At 59.7% G+C, this 21,105-nt stretch carries 13 protein-coding genes; 7 read left to right on the top strand and 6 right to left on the bottom strand.

Annotated elements, in window-relative coordinates:
- Positions 1–115 precede the first annotated feature (115 nt).
- The 6 genes from EAH74_RS27800 (at position 116) to EAH74_RS27765 (ending at position 6,102) form a co-directional block, all read left to right on the top strand.
- Positions 116–1,270 (top strand): MalY/PatB family protein, encoded by a 1,155-nt coding sequence (locus tag EAH74_RS27800; RefSeq protein WP_140682820.1) that lies wholly within the window; start codon positions 116–118, stop codon positions 1,268–1,270.
- Positions 1,271–1,446: 176 nt separating this feature from the next.
- A complete protein-coding gene (locus EAH74_RS27795; protein ID WP_140682817.1) occupies positions 1,447–2,304 on the top strand; it encodes an SDR family oxidoreductase in 858 nt (285 codons plus the stop codon).
- Between the two features lie 129 nt (positions 2,305–2,433).
- Positions 2,434–3,777, top strand: coding sequence for a cation:proton antiporter (locus EAH74_RS27790; protein ID WP_140682814.1), 1,344 nt, complete (start codon positions 2,434–2,436; stop codon positions 3,775–3,777).
- Between the two features lie 108 nt (positions 3,778–3,885).
- A complete protein-coding gene (locus tag EAH74_RS27785; RefSeq protein ID WP_240050573.1) occupies positions 3,886–4,260 on the top strand; it encodes a hypothetical protein in 375 nt (124 codons plus the stop codon).
- A gap of 252 nt (positions 4,261–4,512) precedes the next feature.
- Positions 4,513–4,989 (top strand): hemerythrin domain-containing protein, encoded by a 477-nt coding sequence (locus tag EAH74_RS27780; protein WP_140682811.1) that lies wholly within the window; start codon positions 4,513–4,515, stop codon positions 4,987–4,989.
- Between the two features lie 867 nt (positions 4,990–5,856).
- Positions 5,857–6,102, top strand: coding sequence for a hypothetical protein (locus EAH74_RS27765; RefSeq protein WP_140682802.1), 246 nt, complete (start codon positions 5,857–5,859; stop codon positions 6,100–6,102).
- 10 nt (positions 6,103–6,112) lie between these two features.
- Here the strand turns inward: EAH74_RS27765 and EAH74_RS27760 are convergent, their stop codons facing one another.
- The 3 genes from EAH74_RS27760 to EAH74_RS27745 all read right to left on the bottom strand — a co-directional run bounded on the left by EAH74_RS27760 (position 6,113) and on the right by EAH74_RS27745 (position 12,185).
- Entirely contained in the window at positions 6,113–8,032 is a 1,920-nt protein-coding gene (locus EAH74_RS27760; protein ID WP_140682800.1) for a hybrid sensor histidine kinase/response regulator, read from the bottom strand.
- A 209-nt stretch (positions 8,033–8,241) separates the two neighbouring features.
- Entirely contained in the window at positions 8,242–10,521 is a 2,280-nt protein-coding gene (locus tag EAH74_RS27750; RefSeq protein ID WP_140682798.1) for an ATP-dependent DNA helicase, read from the bottom strand.
- Positions 10,518–12,185, bottom strand: a complete 1,668-nt coding sequence (locus tag EAH74_RS27745; RefSeq protein WP_140682795.1) for a VRR-NUC domain-containing protein — start codon at positions 12,183–12,185, stop codon at positions 10,518–10,520. The genes EAH74_RS27750 and EAH74_RS27745 overlap by 4 nt, the downstream gene beginning before the upstream one ends.
- A 207-nt stretch (positions 12,186–12,392) precedes the next feature.
- Between EAH74_RS27745 and EAH74_RS27740 the strand changes: the two genes are divergently transcribed.
- Positions 12,393–12,617: a YgdI/YgdR family lipoprotein gene (locus EAH74_RS27740; protein ID WP_140682793.1), complete on the top strand. Its 225-nt coding sequence runs from the start codon at positions 12,393–12,395 to the stop codon at positions 12,615–12,617.
- A gap of 131 nt (positions 12,618–12,748) precedes the next feature.
- Here the strand turns inward: EAH74_RS27740 and EAH74_RS27735 are convergent, their stop codons facing one another.
- From EAH74_RS27735 to EAH74_RS27725, 3 genes are all read right to left on the bottom strand, one after another.
- Positions 12,749–14,602 (bottom strand): polyurethane esterase, encoded by a 1,854-nt coding sequence (locus EAH74_RS27735; RefSeq protein ID WP_140682791.1) that lies wholly within the window; start codon positions 14,600–14,602, stop codon positions 12,749–12,751.
- A gap of 184 nt (positions 14,603–14,786) precedes the next feature.
- Positions 14,787–17,834: an autotransporter serine protease gene (locus EAH74_RS27730; RefSeq protein ID WP_140682789.1), complete on the bottom strand. Its 3,048-nt coding sequence runs from the start codon at positions 17,832–17,834 to the stop codon at positions 14,787–14,789.
- 222 nt (positions 17,835–18,056) lie between these two features.
- Positions 18,057–21,014, bottom strand: a complete 2,958-nt coding sequence (locus EAH74_RS27725; protein ID WP_140682787.1) for an autotransporter serine protease — start codon at positions 21,012–21,014, stop codon at positions 18,057–18,059.
- Between the last annotated feature and the right edge of the window lie 91 nt (positions 21,015–21,105).

The raw sequence follows: 21,105 nt of genomic DNA, 5'->3' as shown, positions 1-21,105 counted from the left end.
AGAACTGACTGTGTGAAAACCGACCATCGGGCAATACCGGGGCGTCAGCCACACACAACCTGTGGGAGCGTTTATCATTGCCCCACGTTCAACCACGCCTTTTATGAGACTGAGCATGACTTTCGATTTTGATCAGGTGTTCGACCGCCACAACACCGGCAGTACCAAATGGAGCCGTTACCCGGCCGACGTGTTGCCGATGTGGGTGGCCGACATGGACTTCTCCGCACCGCCGGTGATCCTCCAGGCCCTGCAAAAACGTCTGGAACACCCGATGCTCGGCTACAGCGTGGCCCAGGATGACTTGCGCGATGCCATCGTCGCCGACCTCTGGAACAAGTACGCCTGGCGCGTATTGCCTGAGGAACTGATTTTCCTGCCAGGCGTGGAGTCGGGGTTCAACATGGCGCTGAATGCGCTGGTCCAGCCGCAGCAGAACGTTGTGGTTCAGGTTCCGAACTACCCGCCGCTGCGTCATGCGCCAGGTCACTGGGGTTTGAACAAGGTTGAACTCGAATTCGACGCGTTGGCGGACGGCACTTACGCCACGCCACTCGATGCCTTGAATCAGGCGCTGGCCGGTGGCGGTGCGCTGCTGCTGAGCAACCCGCATAACCCGGTGGGCAAAGTCTTCCCGCGAGAAGAACTGCAAGCGGTCGCCGACATCTGCCTGGAGCAGGATGCCTGGATCATCTCTGACGAGATTCATGCCGAGCTGTGTTTCGACGGGCGCGTGCACATTCCGACGGCTTCCCTGAGCCCGGAAATCGCCAAGCGCACCATCACGCTGATGTCGGCGAGCAAGGCCTACAACATTGCCGGGCTGAAAACATCGTTCATGATTATTCAGGACTCGGCTTTGCGTGCGCGGGTCAACCACGCCCGCTGCGGCATGGTCGACAGCGTCAACCCGTTGGGCATGGAAGCGACTCGCGTCGCCTACAGCGAAGGCGGCCCTTGGCTGGCCGGGTTGAAGGCGTATCTGCAAAGCAATCGGGATTATCTGGTGGAAGCAGTCAACACGCGACTACCGGGTGTGACCATGAATATCCCGCAAGGCACGTATCTGGCGTGGCTCGATTGCTCGGCGCTGGGACTGGATAACCCTCAGCAGTTTTTCCTTGAGCAAGCCAAGGTCGGGTTGAGCGCGGGTCTGGAATTCGGCGATGCCAGCAAACAGTTCGTGCGCCTGAATTTCGGCTGCCCACGGTCGTTGCTGGAAGAAGGCATTGCGCGGATGGAGCGCAGTTTGCTCAATCGCAAAGCCTGAATCCAGATCAAAAGATCGCAGCCTTCGGCAGCTCCTACGCGGAATTGCGTACACCCTGTAGGAGCTGCCGAAGGCTGCGATCTTTTGATTTTCGCGACATGAAATCCAACCGAACTCAAGGCAAAACACCAGGGTCAACCCTTTGACTCTTCTGCCTTGCGAACGGAGATTTCCCAATGACTGCCTATCCCAAACCACCCTTCCCGAAACAGGCCCAGCCCGTCCCCGGCTCCCAAAAGAAAATGGACCCGTATCCCGACTGTGGCGAACAAAGCTACAAGGGTTCAGGCCGACTGGACGGCAAGATCGCCCTGATCACCGGCGCCGACAGTGGCATCGGTCGCGCCGTAGCGATCGCCTTCGCCCGTGAAGGCGCGGATGTCGCCGTCGCCTACCTCAATGAAGATGAAGACGCACAGGAAACCGCACGCTGGGTCGAACAGGCCGGCCGGCAGTGCCTGTTGCTGCCCGGTGACCTCGCACAGAAAGCACACTGCCAGGCCCTGGTGGACAAGACCGTCGAACGCTTCGGCCGGATCGATGTGCTGGTTAACAACGCGGCGTTCCAGATGACCCACGAACACTTCGAGGACATCCCGGACGAAGAATGGGTGATGACCTTCGACGTCAACATCACCGCCATTTTCAGGCTCTGTCAGGCCGCGTTGAAGCACATGAAACCCGGCAGTTCGATCATCAACACCAGCTCGGTCAATTCGGACATGCCCAAACCTACCCTCCTGCCTTACGCCACGACCAAAGGCGCGATTGCCAACTTCACCGCTGGCCTGGGGCAGATGCTGGGACCCAAAAACATTCGGGTGAACTGCGTGGCACCGGGGCCGATCTGGACGCCGCTGATTGTCTCGACCATGCCCGATGAAGAAGTGCAGAACTTTGGTGGGCAGACGCCCCTCGGCCGGCCGGGTCAACCGGTGGAAGTGGCGCCGATTTATGTGTTGCTGGCGTCGGATGAGGCCAGTTACATCACAGGGCAGCGCTATGGAATTACTGGCGGCAAGCCGATGCTTTAAGTTGAACCCGCCGCCATTTCCAGAGCATCCTGCTATGGTTCAACGTACTGACACCTGAATACCTGCGCGCCACCGTCGGTTAATTACCAAAGGCTCTACATCGCGGCACGCACCCGACGAGTACCGAGCATGAGTTTCATTTTATGGGTGGCGGTGCTAGGTGCCGTGCTGCTGACGCTGGCACTGACGTCGTCGTACCTGCGCTGGATGCCGGTGACCACGTCGGCGGTTTGCCTGGTGCTGGGTGTAGCGATCGGGCCCGCTGGGTTCGGGCTGTTGAAACTGGACACCGAAGATGCGTCCATCTGGATGGAGCATCTGACGGAAGTCGCGGTGCTGTTTTCGTTGTTTGTCTGTGGTTTGAAGTTGCGCTTGCCACTCAAGGATAAAAACTGGCGGATCGCGTTCGGCCTGGCCGGTCCGGTCATGGTGTTGACCATTGCCGGTGTCAGCCTGTTGCTGCATTACGGCTTCGAATTGTCCTGGGGCGCGTCCGTGTTGATCGGCTCGATTCTGGCGCCCACCGACCCGGTGCTCGCCGCCCTGGTGCAAGTCAACGACGCCCGGGATGACGACAGCGTGCGCTTCGGGCTGTCGGGTGAAGCCGGGCTCAATGACGGGGTCGCCTTCCCGTTTGTCATCCTTGGCCTGTTGCTGGTGCAACACGATGGCAACCCCGGCTGGCTGAGCGACTGGGTGGTGCGCAGCTTGTTGTGGGCAGTCCCGGCCGGTTTGCTCACCGGCTACTGGATGGGACGCGGCATTGGTCGCCTGACCTTGTTAATGCGCATCAAAAATGACGACAGCACCCTTTCCCCAAATGATTACCTCGCCCTCGCCTTGATTGCCCTGGCGTACGTCGGGGCCGAGTCGATTCACGGTTACGGCTTTCTGTCGGTGTTCGCTGCCGGCCTGGGTTTGCGCCACGAAGAAGTCAAATCTACGGGCGACGACGAACTTCCCGCCGAGCATCTGGTTCAGCCTGTCGTGGGACATCAGAACGTCGAGCCGGAACATGCGGTTCACGGTGATACCGCAAGCCTTGAAGACACTCAGGTCGCCGCAGGCATCATGATGGGTGACATGCTCGCCTTCGGCAGTCTGGTGGAACGGGCCATGGAAGTCTTTCTGGTGACGCTGCTCGGCGTGGTGCTGATGGCGCACTGGGACTGGCGTGCGTTGCCGATCGCCGGCGTGTTGTTTTGCCTGATACGCCCCCTGAGCGTCGTCGCCATGCCTTGGGGTGGTTTGCTCAACGGGCGCCAGCGAATGTTGATCGGCTGGTTCGGCATACGCGGCATCGGCAGTCTGTATTACCTGTTTTATGGCCTGAACCATGGGTTGGGCGAGTCGATCACAACACTCTGTATGGATTTGACCCTGTCCGTGGTCGCGCTCAGCATCCTTATCCACGGGATCAGTACTCAACCGATCCTGGCGCGATATGAACAGCATAAAAAACAGGATATTTGATTTGAGGTCTGCGCGTTCAAGGTCGGAATTATCGAATTTTCACATTCATAAATTTGAAATTCTTTTGCGATCCGATCAGTCACAACTCTAACCCCGCCTGGCTTTTGCATGGCGGGACATGCCGGGTTCGGTTCCCCTGCGGCGTCGATACCTATCAAAGAACCTCGAGAAAATCAGGTGCTGGTCATGATTCACTATTCCACCTCCGATGAAATCAAAGCCTGCCGGGCATTCGCCCTGGAACGTAATCATCAGATGTTTGAAGAGGCCCAGGCGCTTAGCCGTAGCGCTTGGGCGTTACTCGAGGTTACCGACATGGATGTGGAACTGTTTGATCGCTATCAAGCCATGCGCAGGAAGGCCGATTTGAAGTTCGAGGAAGCGATCGAGCACTTGCGGCTGCTCAACGAAGATTTCCCACCTGTCTCGATATCCACGCAAAAAGCCCATCGTTTGCTCCAGCAGACCGAACCCAGAGCCTGAACCTGAAGCCCGGCACAGTCGCCGGGCTTTTTATTGTCTGGAACATCAATGCTCCACTGCGAACTGCATGAGGCCATTTCCGGACTCATGCAGGCTGCATGACCTCAGTTCGCCATCAGTCACTTCAACTTATTGTTTTATAAGCACGTTATCGCACCGGCAATCCGGCACGACAAATGCTCAAGGACAATGAGCGACTTTCGGCCTTGAGACCGTTCGCGCTCACCCCTGACTCGTTGGAGAGACTCAACCATGAACGCCATAGACCTGTTGAAAGCCGACCATGGACGCGTAAAAGGTATCCTGACCCAGCTAAGCGAATCCACCGAGCGTGGGATTAAAAAACGCGGCGAGTTGCTGGCCAAACTGGAAATGGAGATCGCCATCCACACCCGTCTCGAAGAGGAAGTCTTGTACCCGGCGTACAAGAAAGCCGGGGGCAAGGAGCAGGACGTCATGTATTACGAAGCCAAGGAAGAACATCGCACCGTTGATTCGCTAGTGCTGCCGGACCTGAAAGTCACCGACCCGTCCACCCCGGAATTTGCCGGTCGGGTGAAAGTGGTCAAGGAACTGCTGGAACATCACATTGAAGAAGAGGAAACCGAGATGTTCCCTCAGGCCAAGAAGCTGTTGGGCAAAGCCACGCTGGAAGAGCTGGGGGCGCAAATGGAAAGCTTGAAAGCCCAGTACAAGAAAGAAATGAGTGCAGCCAATCTGGCGGCTTGATGTAAGGTCGGGGGTACATATCCGTTTCTGCGGTGATGGCTGCTGGCGGTTTCGCTTTTACAGCGAGTCACTTGGAAAAGCCCCAAGTAACCAAGGGCTCTTACCCCGCCATTCGGTGCCTCGCCCAGGCTCGGCATGCCCTCACTCCGGCATTGCTCCGGGGGCCCGCCGCCATCGGCCATCCATGGCCGGGGGCGGCTACCGCGGCATCCTTGCCGCGGTGCCCCCTGCGCAATACCTGCGTTCGGCCTCTGGGAAAGGGGCAAGCAGATCAAGATCAAAAGCCAAAGCAACGGCAACGGCAACGGCAACGGCAAGATCAACAGCTTCGCGAGCAGGCTCGCTCCCACATAAAGCAGATCGGCGTACAGCTTTTGCTTCTCACCACTCAACAGGCCGAGCGTTAGCTCGCCTGCAGCTTTTGATCTTGATCCACCGCCCTCTCGAGAGGCCGAGTGGAGGTTCTGCGCAGTGGGCAACCCGGCATGGATGCCGGGTTAGCCGCCCCCGGCCATGGATGGCCGATGGCGGCGGGCCCACGGAGCAGGACCGGAGCGAGGGCATGCCGAGCCTGGGCGAGGCACCGAACGAACGGGGCAAAAGCCCTTGGTTACTTGGGGCTCTTCCAAGTGACTCGCTGTAAGAGCGAAACCGCCAGCAGCCATCACCGCAGAAACGGATATGTACACAAAAAACAAAACACAGGTCGGCCGCCACGCTCTTGATCCACCGCCCCCTTGCTACGCATGTGTGTGCCTGGAAACACGGAGCTAAAGTGAACAGCATTACGGCATATGCCGGGCCTTTTTGGTTGTTCGGTTCACGCCACTCGTAAAGCTGGAATGACAATACAAGGGAGGGGCTGCGATGGACTATCTCGATTGGGTGCAATGGCCAGCGATGCTGGTTACGGTGCTGGCGGCGTGGTTGATCGGTTCGCAAAGCCCCGGGCGCAGGGTCTCGGGCTTTGTCTGTTTTATCGTCAGCAATGCTTTATGGGTGATATGGGGTTACCACACCCAGGCCTATGCACTGATCGTGTTGCAGTTTTGCCTGTGCGCCATGAACGTGCGTGGTTTCAAGAAGAACGCGGGAGCAGCGGCCGAACATTAAGCTCGCGTTGTCATTTCATGGTCGAGGCGATGATTTCCACCAGATTGAGTTGGGTAAAGGGTTTGGACAGGCGCGGAAGTCTGGTTGCAAAACCTTCCAGGCGCTCGGCGTAACCGGTGGCAAGGATGATCGGCAGGCTCGGCTTGATGATCCGGATAGCCTGCGCCAGTTGCGCACCACTCATTTGCGGCATGGCCATGTCGGTGATGACCAGGTCAATCGCTGATTCAGTGTCGAATACTTCCAGCGCTTGCGCCCCGGACGTCGCACTGATCACCCGATGCCCCAGGTCTTCGAGTAACAGGCAGGTACTGGTCAACACCAGGCTGTCGTCATCCACCACCAACACGCATAGACGGTGCACCGGCGGTGCGGCCTCCTCGTTAACGGGCCTGGGAACCAAACCGGTCGTGGCGATGGGTATCCACAGTTCGGCGATGGTGCCTATGTCCTTCTGGCTCTTGAGGACGAATCGTCCGCCCAACTGCTCGATGTAACCATGCACCATCGAAAGTCCCAGCCCCGTGCCTTTGCCAACGCCTTTTGTGGTGAAGAACGGGTCCATTGCCGAACCGAGCGTGGCTTCATCCATACCCTCCCCCGTATCGCTGACACTCAGGCAGACATACCGGCCTGACAGCAGGGACAACTGCGGTTGATCCCAGGTTTCTTCGGTCTTGGCACTGATGACAATTTTCCCGCCATGGGGCATTGCATCACGGGCGTTGGTCACCAGGTTCAACACCGCCAGCTCAAGCTGATTGACATCCGCCATGACTGGCTCGAGCTCTGGTGAAAAGCGGGTTTCGAGTACCACAGAAGGCCCGAGCGAGCTGCGCAACAGCCCGATGATGCCTTGCACCAGCGTCGGGATCTCGACGGGTTCGGCTTTGAGTTCCTGACGTCTGGCAAAAGCCAGCATGCGCTGGGTCAGAGAGACGCCCCGCAAGGCGCCCTGAGTGGCGTTGTCCACCAATCGGGTAATTTTCGGATCGTCCCCCACGCGTTTGCGGACGATTTCCAGATTGCCGAGGATGACAGTCAGCAAATTGTTGAAGTCGTGAGCAATGCCACCGCTGAGTTGGCCGATGGCCTGCATCTTCTGCGCCTGAAACAGCGCTTCGCGGGTTTGCTCCAGCGTTTGCTGGGCTCGTGCGGCTTCGGTGATATCACGGGTGATCTTGGCGAAACCGAGCAAGGTGCCGGTTTCGCCCCAAATCGGATCGACCACGACATTGGCAAGGAACCGCGTACCGTCCTTGCGCACGCGCCAGCCTTTGTTTTCGAATCGCCCTTCACGTACCGCAATGTCCAGGGTCCGTTGCGGTTCGCCGGCCTCGCGGTCTTCCGGGGTGTAAAACATCGAAAAGTGCTTGCCGATGACTTCTTCGGGCAAATAGCCCTTGATGCGCTGAGCCCCGGGATTCCAGTTGGTCACGCGGCCATCCGAGGCGAGCATGTAGATGGCGTAGTCAGTGACGCTTTGAACCAGCAAGCGGAACTGTTGTTCGCTTTGCTTGAGGACTTCTTCGGCCATCTTCCGGTCGGTCAGGTCGCGGGTAATCTTGGCAAACCCGAGCAACTTGCCCGACGGGTCGAGAATAGGATCGATCACTACGTGGGACCAGAAATGCGTACCGTCCTTGCGAACCCGCCAGCCTTCGCCCTCGAAACGCCCTTCCCGAATCGCCGTGTCCAGCGCTCGCTGGGGCAACCCGGCAAGGCGATCTGCTTCGGTATAGAAACGCGAAAAGTGCTGGCCGAGTATTTCCGCTTCTTCATAGCCCTTGAAACGCTTGGCGCCAGCGTTCCAGCTGGTGATGATGCCATCGGGATCAATCATGTAGATTGCGTAATCCACGACAGCATCGATCAACAGCCGAAAACGGCTGTCGTCGATGGCGCTGGCTTTGCCTCGACCCTCGCTCATTGATTCCTCACGGCACTGTAGTTTTTCTGGAGTATGCGGCAAACCACAAAATTGGAAAGCCAGATAAACGACTCTCGTCGTACGTGTTATCGATTCACGTGTTTGACGATGTAGGCGTACAGATCGTTGTAGACGAATTTCGGAACAGGCGAGGCATGAGTCGCAATCTTGAGCAGTGTCAGGTGGCACCTTTGGAGTAGGTAATCTGCCTACTCGATAGCGTGCAAAAATCTCGGAGCAATCGACCACCAACGCGGCAGTAACTGCTTGACCTTGCTGTCGCCAAATCGGTCATCGATCAACATCACCACCCCTTGATCCTGCTGGGTGCGGATCACCCTCCCCGCCGCCTGCACCACTTTCTGCACACCGGGAAACAGGTAGGTATAGTCATAACCGGCGCCGAAAATTGCTGCCATGCGCTGTTTCAACTGCTCGTTGACCGGGTTGAGTTGCGCCAGTCCGAGGGTGGCGATAAACGCTCCGATCAGCCGCGCGCCCGGCAAGTCGATGCCTTCGCCAAAAGCCCCGCCCAACACCGCAAAACCGACGCCCTGACTCTCGGCGGTGAACTGATCGAGAAAGTCCTGTCGCTGCCCTTCCCCCATGCCCCGGGACTGCGACCACAGATTGATGTCGGGATGCCTCTGGGCCAGCAACTGCGCCACTTGCTGCAAATAATCAAAGCTGCTGAAAAACGCCAGGTAGTTGCCGGGACGTTGGCTGAACTGCCGGGCAATCAGCTCGACGATTGGAGCGAGGGATGACTGGCGATGGACGAACCGCGTGGAGATCTGGCTGACGATGTGCACTTGCAGCTGATCGGCGTGAAATGGCGATTCAACGTCTATCCACACCGTGTTCGCCGGCGTGCCCAACAGATCGGCATAGTAGTGGCGAGGGCTCAGGGTCGCGGAAAACAGCACGGTGCTGCGTGCAGCCGTCAAGCGTGGGCGGATGAAGCCGGCGGGCACCACATTGCGCAGGCACAGCTGCGACAGGTTGCGTTGGCGGTCGAGGTCGCGCTTGCTGATGTCGAACAGGAACTGTTCATCAAAGAGCTCGGCCACCCGGCAAAATTGCAGCATGTCGAAATAGAAGTTCTGTAACGCTCCGTCCAGGCCTTGCGGATGATCGTTCAGGTAATCGCCGATGCTCGCGCTGCACGATGACAACGCCTGGAGCAGTTTTTCCGGCGCCTTGTCATAGGCCTGATAGGCGCCGAGTTGCTGGTTATGCAAGGCATTCCACTCACGGTTGACCCGTTGCAAGGATTTTTTCAACGCCTCTGGCGCGGTTTTTCGTACACCGTTGAGGGTCGATTGGTCGAGGCTGGCGCTGTACATCTGCCGGCCACGCTCCACCAGGTTGTGCGCTTCGTCCACCAGCACCGCGACTTTCCAGTTATTGGCCTGGGCCAGCCCGAACAGCAGCGCACTGAAATCGAAATAGTAGTTGTAATCGGCGACCACCACGTCTGCCCAGCGGGCCATTTCCTGGCTCAGGTAGTAGGGACAGACGTCGTGTTGCAGGGCAACTTCGCGCAAAGCGTTCTGGTTCAGCAGGGACAATTTGCTGGCCGCCTGGCGAGCGGCGGGCAAACGATCATAAAACCCCTGGGCCAGCGGGCAGGATTCACCGTGACAGGCTTTGTCCGGATGCTCGCAAGCCTTGTCCCGGGCGATCATTTCGAGCACCCGCAAGGGTGGCGCGTCGGCGCTGTCGAGGATCACTTGCGCGGCGTCCAGCGCCAGTTTGCGCCCCGGCGTTTTCGCCGTGAGGAAGAACACCTTGTCCAGTTGCTGCGGCGCCAGTGCCTTGAGCATCGGGAACAGCGTGCCGACGGTCTTGCCGATCCCCGTGGGTGCTTGGGCCATCAAGCAACGACCGGTGCTGACGGCCTTGAACACCGATTCCGCCAGATGGCGTTGCCCGGGTCGAAAGTCGGCATGGGGAAACGCCAGGTGTTGCGCCGCCCGATTACGCCCTTCGCGATGAGCCATTTCCTGTTCGGCCCAATGCAGGAACAAGGCGCAATGTTCTTCGAAGAACAGCCGCAGTTGCGCGGCGCTGAAAGCCTCGACCAGGCAGGTTTCCTTTTCATTGACGATGTTGAAGTACACCAGGGCCAGATTGATCTGCGCCAACTCCAGTTTCTGGCACATCAACCAGCCGTAAATCTTCGCCTGCGCCCAGTGCAACTGACGGTGGTTGGCCGGTTGCTTGCTCAAGTCGCCGCGATAGGTTTTGACTTCTTCCAGGCAATTTTGCGCGGGGTCATAGCCGTCGGCCCGGCCCTTTACCTTCAACGTTTGATACAGGCCTTCAAGCGCGACTTCACTCTGGTAGCCCTCGCTGCGCCGGGACGCCACCGTACGGTGCCCGACAATCCCTTCCAGCGCCGTCGGCGAAGGTGTAAAGCGCAGGTCGAGGTCACCGACCTTGGCGGTGAATTCACACAGCGCCCGCACCGCGATGCTGTAACTCAAGCGCTTTGCTCCGCCCATTGCACGTAGCAGACGGCAATCGGCATCTGGTGCTCATGGCAGAACTCGAGCCAGCGCAATTGATTGTCTTGCAGGCGATCACCGGGACCTTTGACTTCGATCATCCGGTAGGTTTTGTCCTGCGGCCAAAACTGGATCAGGTCCGGCATGCCGGCGCGATTGGCCTTGATGTCCAACAGCAGTCGATTGAACCAGTGCTTGAGGTGTTCGGCCGGCAGGCAATCGAGTGCCTGATCCAGCAATTCTTCGCTCAGCACACCCCAGAACACGAAGGGCGACTGCACGCCCCACTTGCTGGCATAGCGTTCACGAATCGTCTGGCGGTAACGCCCGTCATCGAGTTCAGACAGGCAACCCTGGAACAGCTCCGCCCGGCGTGCGTGAAAGTCCTCATTGAGCAGATCCACCGGCCCACGCTGGAACGGGTGGAAAAACGCCCCCGGCAACGGCGCGAAAATCGCCGGCCAGCACAGCAGACCGAACAGCGAGTTGATCAGGCTGTTTTCGACGTAATGCACCGGCGACGAATCTTCCGCCAAATGCGCCTGAACGTAACATTCCACCGACAATGCCGGGTCGGTTCTGGGCAGTTGCAGGTCCAGGCGCAGCATCTCCCGTGGGGACGAGCGCTTTATCACCGGACCGCCCAGCTTGCGCCGCAGCCTGGGCAGTACACGCAGCAATTGTTGCTGCTCGGCGGCATTTTCCGGCGATTGCTCCACCGCAACGGCGAGGTCCATGGCCAGCTGATATTCACCGCAGCGCTCCAACACGCGAATCAACCGCAGGCGCGCGCCGGGATAGGCACACTCGCGGTAGATCGTCAGTGCGGTAGAGAAATCCGCCAGGCGCTCGCAGTGCTGACCGATGTGGAACAACAGTTTGCCGCGACGTCTTTGCAGCCAGGGATTGCTCAGCGCCAACCCTTTGATCTGCTCGACGATGCCTTCCACGGCTTCGCCGGCCTCGAAACGTTGCTGACACTCATGAAGGAAAAGGCAGGCGTCCACGTCGTCGCGGCTGCGCAGCCCTCGGGAATCGGCGCAGAACTCGACTTTTTCATAGGTAAAGATGCCCAGGTCAGCCAGTACGAACTCGGACCAATCCTGGTAAAGATTGCCGAAAAACATCAAGCGCAGCCGATCGCACAGGCCCATGATGGTCAGGCTGAACAATCGGTCATCCAGCGACGGGCACCATTGGCCGAAGCTATGAGCCTGAGGAAACTGTTCGCTCAGCGCGGGCAGCCAATCGGTCTTTTTTCCTTTGGGTTGATCGATGGTGGCGTCAAAACACTGGAGAATTTCCGCCTTGAGCAGCACCTCGAACAGCGTTTCGATCGACAGCGGCGATTGCTCATCGATCCAGCCCAGCGCCAGTAACGGGCCGGCGGCAATGGCGATGTCGCCGATCTCGAGGTAATGCAGCTTGCTCGCCCGGAAGTGAATTCCCTTGCGCATCACCATCCTGACCAGCAGCGCCCTGGACTCGCGGGGCAATCGTTTGAACTCGGGGATGAAGTGTTGCTCTTCGACACTCAACACATCGGCATAGCGAAGCTCAAGCCAATCAAGCACTTGCATGAAGTTGTTCAAGTAGTAGAAAGGATCGTCGAGCGGATTTGCAGTCACAGGAAAAAAGGCCATGGCAAGCGAGTACTGGTTATGCGTACAGATAACAGCTACGCCCTGCCCGGGCAAACGGAAAAGGATAAGCGGCGGCGTTATTCGGCAATTTTTCGGGCGTTTATGAACTTTCTGCCGATCCACCGCACCTAACCGCGTTAGAGGTACAGTGACGATTGATTTCGTTCGTGGCAGTCGCGCTGTTTTTTTGAAGGATGAGAGGTGGTTATGAATATCAAGACTCTGGGCTTGCCCCTGGCGGTAGCGGCCTTCCTGGCCCTGGCCGGTTGCTCGACGCCAACGGTTGTGACGCTGCAGAACGGCACCCAGTATTTGACCAAGGACATGCCGAAAACCAAGACCAAGGACGGCTTCTTCGAGTTCGAAGATATTTCCGGGGCGAAGGTGAAGGTCAGGGCCGATGAAGTGACCACGATTCGGCGGGAAGACTGAGTACCGCGTTATCGTTCATCGTCGGAACGCCGCCCGGAGCAGGCTCACTCCCACAGGGGATTTGTGAACGCCACAGATCCAATGTGGGAGCGAGCCTGCTCGCGATGAGGCCCTTACAAACGCTGCATCAACTAGGCAATAACAATCCCTGAGCCCGACAGGCTATCCAGCCCAACCCCGACCAATGTCACCGAATCCCCCCCAAACGTCAGCACCGTGTCGTGCCCTACTGCCGTGGCATGCGCCCGATAGTCGTCGTTCGGCGTCACACCCTGAACCCCGAGAAACACCAGTTTGTCGCTGGCCTGGTAGCCAACCACCCGGTCCTGACCAAACGCGCCGCTAAACAGGAACGTATCGATCCCGCCCCCCGACTCCAACAAGTCATTGCCCGCCCCGCCAACAAACACGTCGTTACCGTTGCTGCCGATCAAATGATCGTTGCCGTCCAGTCCAAACAACCAATCACCACCGGCATGAGCCGTGAGCGTATCGGCCCCGGCCCCGCCCTTCACTGTTGACACGTACTGAGTCAGGTTGTTGCCCGCCTTAAGGCCGTCGGCCGTGACGTTGTGGGTCACGTCATCCTTGAACAGCCCCCACAGAAACCCCGACTCCTTGGTCACAAGGCTGCCGATGTCGCGGGTCATGCTGATGCCGCCATTGGCGTCGCGGATGTACAGGTTGCCGGCGCCGTCATTGGCGAAGTCGAAGTTTTTCACCGACTGCTGCATGTCCAGCACGTTGTTGCCCTTGCCGCCCAACAGGATGTTGTAACCACCACCGTCGCGGAAGGTATCGTTGCCATCGCGGCCTTCCAGATAGTCGTTGCCCCGGCCACCCTGGATCAGATCGTTGCCGTCACTGCCGATGATGAAGGTGCTGCCCTTATGGGTTTCAGCGTTGCGATTCAGATCCTGAACCCATGTGTTGGCACGCGCCGGGTCCGACAGATTGGCGACGATGATCGTCGAGTCTTTGCTGGTGAGGTCGTAGAACGTCGACTCGATCACCCGGTTCATGCCGTCGCCATAGGCGGTGGGCAAGTGCGAGATCCAGGTCGGGATGTTGAGGATGGAAAACGGCAGCACATTCCACGCTGTCGAAGCGTAGTGGTCATTGAAGCTGACGATGTTATCGGTCGCCGAGACCTTGGCGGCATCGTGCACGCCCACCGACGACAGGTTGAACGACGAGCCGTCGAGGGCGCGGAACACCGGGTCGTTCTCGTAACCGACGTTCAGCACTTTGTCGGTGCTGCTTTGGGTCGGAGAGGCGTAGGCGATGTAGTTGGAATCCTGGTAGAACCCGGCCCACTTGTCGTTGCTCAAATCCGCCAGGCTGTTGACCGCCAGCCCGCCGAGGCTATGACCGCTGACCAGCACGTCCTTGCCCGACAGGCCATTGGCCCGGGCAAAGGCCGCAACGTCGTTGAGCAGATTACCGAAAGCTTCGCCGACGTAGTTTTTCGCATAATCCTTGGGCCCCAACGCCGCCAGCAGATCATTGATCACATCGCCGATGGAGTCGCTGATCTGGCTTTCTCGTGGGCCGCTGGTGCCGCGAAAGGCGATACCGATTTCGCTGAGATGACCCTGCGCGTCGTACTTGCCGAGGATTTCCACCTGAGCGCTGGTGTACCCGGCTTTCTCGCCGAAGAACGTTCCGCGTGCATCGACCTTGCCGTCATAGCCCAGTTGCGTGGCGGTGATCGGCGTCCAGCCGGCTTTCTGCACCGCGTCCAGTGCGGCTTTTTCCGAATCGGGGTTCCATGGGATTCCGGGAATGACGCCCTGGGAGTCGGTGCCACCGATCAGTGCGCTCACCAGTGTCGCCGGCAAGCCAAGGCCGAAGCCGTTGTGCTGATAGCCGGTGGCAAAGCCGTTATCCAGGTTGTGGTAGGAATACAGCGTGATCGCCATCGCGTCGGTAAATAACGCTTTGGAATCGGCTGTACCGAAGTTTTTGTAGTCGTACACACCCATTGGTATTGCCTCTCTCTTTGTTGGAATTGTCAGAGATAGCTCACAACCAGGACGCCCGATCACGAGGCGCCCCGGAGCATTTAGTGCATGCAGCCTTTAGGCAAACGTAATGCCTGAAGCCGACAGGTTATCCAGTCCGGCGCCCAACCGGGCGTCGGCAGTGACTTGTTTCCTTTGCGTTAAATCAGAACTGCCAGTCAAGCGTCAGACCCACACCGTGGTCTTTCTCGCGGGAGCCGAGCAGTCCGTTGTAATCCAGGCTCAAACGAACGTCCTGCGCCACCGCCAAACCGGCCCGCGCGCCCACAACGGCGGCGTTACGATCCAGGGAAACGCTCTGTACGCTGAACGCGGTATTGCCGTTGGCGAAGGTAAGATGGTCTTCGGAACGGGTGTTGCTCAGGTTGTGCTGCCAGCCCAGCGTGCCGGACAGTTCCAGCTGCTGTTTGTCCGACAGGGCAATCGCTTTGCTCGCCCGCAGGCCGAGGGTCGAGAGCACGGCGTCGCGGTTGTCTTCGCCACCCTTGAGCGCCGCGGCATCACCTTTCTCGGTAAAGCTGTCGCTGTTGAGGTGCACGTAAGCCAGGTTGGCGAACGGTTCCAGCGCCAGCGGTTGCAGGTCCAGGCGATACGCCGCTTCGGTAAACAGTTGTGCAGTTGTCGCATCGCGTTTGGATTTCTGTTTGCCGCTGACGTCGCCGAATTGCAGGTCACGCTTCACGTCAATGCGATGCCAGCTGTAAGCGCCACCGACGCTCAGACGAAGCGCATCAATTTCATGGCCCACATAGGCGCCCAAGTGGTAGCTATCGACGGAGGCTGACGAATGCGTGCCATCGCCCATGCTCAACGAACTGTCGCTGTAACCGGTCACGAAACCCAGCCGCGTATCTTCAGTGATCAGACCGTCGACACCGGCCAGCAAGCCGCCGATGGAGCTGTTGGAACTGGCATTGTCATGCCCGCCATCGCTCTTGCCCCAGGCGCCAAGGACTTTGACCCAGGCGTTGCTACGGTCATCGGTGGGTGCTGCAGCGTTGAACAGATCACGCTCGCGCAGGCGTTCGCCGACGGCATCGCGCAGGTAACGGCTGTCGTTGATCAGCAGCGTGCCGATCGCCGGGTGAATCTCACCCGACAGTTGCTGGAAGGCTTGTTGCGCGACGGCGGCGGTCGGCGAAAGCAGCAAGGTTTCATAGAGCGGATTGCCGGCGCCCAGTTGCTCGGCGGCCGCGGCGACGGCGCGTTGATTCGGGGTTTGGCCGACGCTGGCGAAGGACGCTGCGTTGCGCTCTACCGCCAGTTGGATGCCATTGGCCGAGTAGCCGAGTGTGCCTCCGATGAACAGGTAATCCGGTAGCACGGCGCCGAAACGCCCTTCGATCCCGCCGGCCGCTTGCAGAATGTTGTACTGATGGCCGAGCAGGGATTTCACCTCGCTGGTGGTCAGCAAAGTCGGACTGTTTTCCAGGGACAGGCTGACGGTAGCGCCATCGATCACGGCTTTACCGCCCGCCACGATCTGATCGCTGCTGGTCGGCGATAACTCCACGGCGTAGGTCGAGCCAGGCTCAAAGATCACGTCGCCCGCCACTTGCAAGGTGCCGATGGAGTTGCCTGGCGCTACGGTGCCACCGCTTTTCGCGGTCAATGCGCCGATGCGGCCATTACCGCCGAGGATCCCGCTGTCGTTGACCGTGACCGCCGAGAGCAGCGAGCCGTTGATTGCCAATCGGCCCTGATTGACCAGCGTCGGGCCGGCGTAGGTGTTGGCGCCGGTCAGCACCAGCGTGCCGATGCCCTGCTTGGTCAGGCCACCATGGCCGGAAATGTCATTGCGCCAAGTATCGAGGTCGCAGTGCACGTCATTGCACACGCGTTCGGTCGGTTTGCCCGCGTCGATAATCGCGCCGATGCCTGGCAAATCCGCGACAAACTGGCTCGAACCATAGGCACCCTGGATGCGGAACTCCTCGGGAATGTCTTGCTCGGTGACCAACATCGCCGGGCCATCGATGCCTTTGCGCAGGTTGATCATGCCCCAGCCGTACAGCGAATCGACACCCGGCGCACCGAGGTCGGTGGCCGTGGTGCGCAACACGCTGGCGACCTGGGCGCCGGTCATGTACGGAAAGCGTTCCATCAACACAGCCATGGAACCGGCGACATGCGGCGCCGCCATCGAGGTGCCGTTGTAGTTGGCGTAACCGGTGGTCAGGTTGTCGGCGTTGGTACCGCTGATGATCGAGCTGTAGATCTTGCTGCCCGGTGCGGACACGCAAAAGCTAGCGGTGTAACCGCAGCGTGATGAGAAGGTGCTGATGTTGTAGAGGTCCGGGCTGTTGAGGTCCGGGTTTTTCTGCAACGCCGCCACGGTCACCCAGTTCGGCGCGATGTCCGGGACGAAATAGCCCAGGCCCGCGATGGCGTCCGGGTTGTTGAGGTTGTAGTCGTTGCCGGCCGCGAAGATCGTCACGATACCGCTGCGGGCCGCCGCGATGGCGCCGTCGTAGGCTCCGCCCGGTTTGGTCCCGAGCAACGGACGGATCTCGTTGAACTGCAATTGCGCGTCTTGCACGGTGAAATGCGGGTAGTCGGGGTTGCGTCCGCCGAGGTCGAAGCGATCGGTGATGCCGATGCCCCAACTGTTGTTGATGATCCGCGCGCCGCTGGCGATCAAGGCATCCCAACCGGCCTTGTAGACCGCGCCGTCGTTGCCGCGAATGATGCCGTCCTCCGGGCCCGGATCGCCGTTGTCCGCACTGATGATCTGCGCGCCAAACGCCACGCCATGCATCGGGCCGCCATCACGAGTGCCGGCAGCGATCCCGCCAACGTGGGTGCCGTGGGCACCCAGCTTGCCGTTGGAACCGATCGAGGGCGAACCGTCGTAGCGAAAGGCATCTCCCGCTTTGACCGGGATGTACGGGTCGGTGTATTCGCGGATGCCGCTGGTAACCAGAGTGATCACTTTGTCGGGTCCGGAAAACTCCGGATGCGCGGCGTAGACCGGTTGGTCGAAGATCCCCAGTTTCACGCCTTTGCCGGTGTAACCGGCGGCGTAGGCCTCTTGTGCGTTGACCGCTCCCAGCCCCCAATCGGCATTGAATTCAGTGCTGCGCCAACTGTTGGGATCGCCCGCTCTACCGTTTTCCACGTAAGGCGCCGCTTGCGCGGTACCGAGGGTGGCCAATGCGCAGAGCAAGGCAAGGTTGTTGTGCTTGTTATTCATCCAGCTACCGTCCTTAGTTGTGTTGCCAAAATCCCTGTGCCTTGAAAAGCACCTATTTCTATTTGTGAAGCACGCCCCCTGTAGCAGCTGGCGCAGCCTGCGTCCGGCTGCGAAGCAGTCGTAAACCCTGCATGCACGGTGTATCTGACGGACCGCAGAGTCTGATTTTGCGACTGCTTCGCAGCCGGACGCAGGCTGCGCCAGCTGCTACAAGGGTTCGGGTTAAAACTGCCAATTGAGGCTGAGCCCTATGCCATGGCTTTTCTCGCGGCTGGCCAGTTGGCCGGTGTAATCGAGGTTCAAGCGGATGTCCCGGCTCAGGGCCAGGCTGGCATGCGCGCCCACCAGCGCCGCATCACGCACCATTGGCGAACTCTCCACGGAAAATGCAGTGCTGCCGCCGGCAAACGCCAGGTGCTCTTCGGAATCGGTAGGGCTCAGGTTGTGCTGCCAACCGAGGCTGCCGCTCAGGTCCAGTTTCTGCTGGCCAGACAGGTTCACGGTTTTCAATGCGCGCACGCCCAACGTGCTGAGCACCGCGTCACGCGTGTCGCCACTGCTTTTCAGTGCGGCGGCGTCACCTTTCTCGGTGAAACCTTCGGTGTCGAGGTGCACGTAGGCCAGGTTCGCGAAGGGTTCGAGCGCCAGAGGTTGCAGGTTCAGGCGATACGCCGCTTCACCGAACACTTGGGTGGTCCCGGCATCGACCTTGGCTTTCTGTTTGGCGCTGACGTCGCCGTATTGCAGGTCACGTTTGACGTCGGCCCGATGCCAGCTGTAGGCACCGCCGGCACTCAGACGCCAGGCACCCAGCTCGCGGCCGGCATATGCACCCAGGTGATAGCTGTCGACCTTGGCCGATGAGTGAGTGCCGGAGCCCATGCTCACCGAGCTGTCGCTATAGCCGGTGACCAGGCCGATCCGGGTTTGCTCATCGAGCGCCCCGTCGACACCGGCGAGCAAGCCGCCAATCGAGGTGGTGTAACCGGCAGTGTCATGGCGCTCATCGGTCTTGCCCCAGGCGCCCAGCGCCTTGACCCAGCCATTGCTTTGAGTGCCTTGGGCGTCAATCAGTCGCTCGCCAACCGCATCACGCAGGTAGCGGCTGTCGTTGATCAGTACCGAACCCAGCGCCGGATAGATTTCCCCCGACAACTGCTGAAACGCCTGTTGGGCGGTCGTCGCGGAGGGTGACAGCAGCAGGCTTTCGTAAACCGGATTGCCCGCCCCCAGCCCTTCAACGACGGAAGCTACGGCGCGCTGGTTCGGCGTTTGGCCGACGCTGGCGAAGGTCGTGTCGTTGCGCTCGACACTCAATTGAATACCGGTGGCGGCGTAATCGAGGCTGCCGCCGATGAACAGGTAGTTGGGCAGCACCGCGCCGAACTGACCTTGAACGCCGCCGGCCGCTTGCAGGATGTTGTACTGATGACCGAGCAGGCTTTGCACTTGTTGAGTGCTGAGCAAGGTCGGGCTGTTTTCCAGTGACAGGCTGACAGTCGCGCCGCTGACCGTGGCCGTGCCGCCCGCGACGATCCGGTCACTCTCGGTCGGCGATAGCTCCACCGCGTAGGTCGAACCCGGCGCAAACGTGACGTCGCCGCTGACCTGCAAGGTGCCAATGGAATTGCCGGGTGCAACCGTAGCGCCGCGGTTGGCGGTCAGTGCGCCGATGCGTCCCGACCCACCCAGCGTGCCGCTGTCATTGACGGTCACAGTTGATGCCAACGACCCGTTGACCGACAGCAGACCGCCATTCACCGTGGTCGCCCCGCGCCAGGTATTGTCGCCGGTCAGCATCAGGCGTCCGGCACCAGACTTGATCAGGCTGCCTTCGTAGACCCGAGTGGAGGCGGCGAGATTGCGTGCCATGCCCACCGCATAGTCGGTCTGATCCTGCTGGCTGGCACCGACCGGCACACCGTTCTCCCAACCTTTGGTCTTCAGTGTCTGTTGCCAGGCACTGTGTTCCGCCGCGTCTTCGCTCTGACGCTGAATCAGCGCCTTGTCGGTGATGTTGTTGCTCCAGACATCGCTCTGCCCTGCCCCCAGATTGGCGTCGAAACGCCCGAGTAATTGCCCCGGCCCGCGCATCGCCCGTTCGAGGTTGGCCACGCCCCAGCCAACGCGGGTATTGGGCGCCTCGGTGATCGAACCGTCGAGTTGGGTGGCGGTGGTCAGCAGGGTTTCCAGCGCCTGCTGGTTGTTCATGTAGGGATAGCGTTCCATCACCAGCGCCAAGGCACCGGTGGCATGCGGCGCGGACATGGAGGTGCCAGACTTGATCGCATAGCCTGCGCCGGGAATGGTGCTGTCGATCTTCGCGCCGGGGGTGGTGATGCACCAATACTTGGCGATCCCGCACTGGTTGTATTTCTGTTGATTGCCTTGATCCAGCCCCGACACCGCCAGCCAGTGGCCTTCCAGGTCCGGCTCAAAATACGGCAAGGCTGAGCGCACGCTGGCGTTGGGGTAACCGCTGTTACCGGCACTGAACACGTTGATCACACCGCGCCGGGAAACGTCTGCTGCCTCATCGAGCCAGGTACCTTTGTTCCAGTGCTGGGCGTAGGCGGCATGCAGATCGTCGAGGGTCCGATAGCTGACATCCGGCGGCTGGCTGCCCCAGCTGTTGTTGATCGCTCGCACACCGGCGTCCGCCAACGCGTTATAGACCGCTTTGAAGTAGCGTGGATCAGGATTGGGGCCGAACAGGAAGCTGTCGTTCTTGTTGGTGTTGCCGACGTAGACCTGCGCGTTGTAGGCCACGCCGTGCATGCCCGAGCCATCGCGGGAAGCGCCGATGGTGCCGGCGACGTGCGTGCCGTGGGAATCGTTGTTGAGGTTGAGCGTGCCGTCGACATTGAACTGGGAGCCGTCAACGTAACTGCCGCTGGCTGTCACCGCGTGGTAACGGTCGGTGGCGAATTCGGGATGGGCAGCATCGAAGCCTGAATCGAGCTCGCCGATTTTCACGCCTTTGCCAGTGATCCCGGCGGCATAGGCTTGATCGGCTTGCATACGGGCCAGTCCCCAGTCGCGCTGGAACTCGGTCGAACGCCAGCTGGCGGCATCACCGGGTGTGCCGGTTTCCAGGTAAGCGGCTTGCACCGAAACGGGCATTGCTGACACCAGGAGTAATAGCGTGCCGACCGACATCGGCTTGATCTGTACGTCCATGTTCACTTCTCGCTTTTTTGGCGTTTTTAGAATTCTGGTTGCCCATACCGGGCAGCAACGCAACTCCCTGTAGCAGCTGGCGAAGCCTGCG

The sequence above is a fragment of the Pseudomonas mandelii genome, assembly GCF_006438925.1.
GTDB classification, from domain to species: domain Bacteria; phylum Pseudomonadota; class Gammaproteobacteria; order Pseudomonadales; family Pseudomonadaceae; genus Aquipseudomonas; species Aquipseudomonas mandelii_C.
Note: the sequence above shows the minus strand (reverse complement) of the source record. Positions and strands in the feature narration are given on the sequence as shown.

Excerpts from the sequence above, each read along its gene's own strand:
- EAH74_RS27725 (WP_140682787.1), bottom strand. The coding sequence starts at position 21,014 with ATGGACGTACAGATCAAGCCGATGTCGGTCGGCACGCTATTACTCCTG.
- EAH74_RS27760 (WP_140682800.1), bottom strand. The coding sequence starts at position 8,032 with ATGAGCGAGGGTCGAGGCAAAGCCAGCGCCATCGACGACAGCCGTTTT.
- EAH74_RS27740 (WP_140682793.1), top strand. The coding sequence starts at position 12,393 with ATGAATATCAAGACTCTGGGCTTGCCCCTGGCGGTAGCGGCCTTCCTG.
- EAH74_RS27800 (WP_140682820.1), top strand. The coding sequence starts at position 116 with ATGACTTTCGATTTTGATCAGGTGTTCGACCGCCACAACACCGGCAGT.
- EAH74_RS27790 (WP_140682814.1), top strand. The coding sequence starts at position 2,434 with ATGAGTTTCATTTTATGGGTGGCGGTGCTAGGTGCCGTGCTGCTGACG.
- EAH74_RS27765 (WP_140682802.1), top strand. The coding sequence starts at position 5,857 with ATGGACTATCTCGATTGGGTGCAATGGCCAGCGATGCTGGTTACGGTG.
- EAH74_RS27785 (WP_240050573.1), top strand. The coding sequence starts at position 3,886 with ATGGCGGGACATGCCGGGTTCGGTTCCCCTGCGGCGTCGATACCTATC.
- EAH74_RS27735 (WP_140682791.1), bottom strand. The coding sequence starts at position 14,602 with ATGGGTGTGTACGACTACAAAAACTTCGGTACAGCCGATTCCAAAGCG.
- EAH74_RS27780 (WP_140682811.1), top strand. The coding sequence starts at position 4,513 with ATGAACGCCATAGACCTGTTGAAAGCCGACCATGGACGCGTAAAAGGT.
- EAH74_RS27730 (WP_140682789.1), bottom strand. The coding sequence starts at position 17,834 with ATGAATAACAAGCACAACAACCTTGCCTTGCTCTGCGCATTGGCCACC.
- EAH74_RS27795 (WP_140682817.1), top strand. The coding sequence starts at position 1,447 with ATGACTGCCTATCCCAAACCACCCTTCCCGAAACAGGCCCAGCCCGTC.
- EAH74_RS27745 (WP_140682795.1), bottom strand. The coding sequence starts at position 12,185 with ATGGCCTTTTTTCCTGTGACTGCAAATCCGCTCGACGATCCTTTCTAC.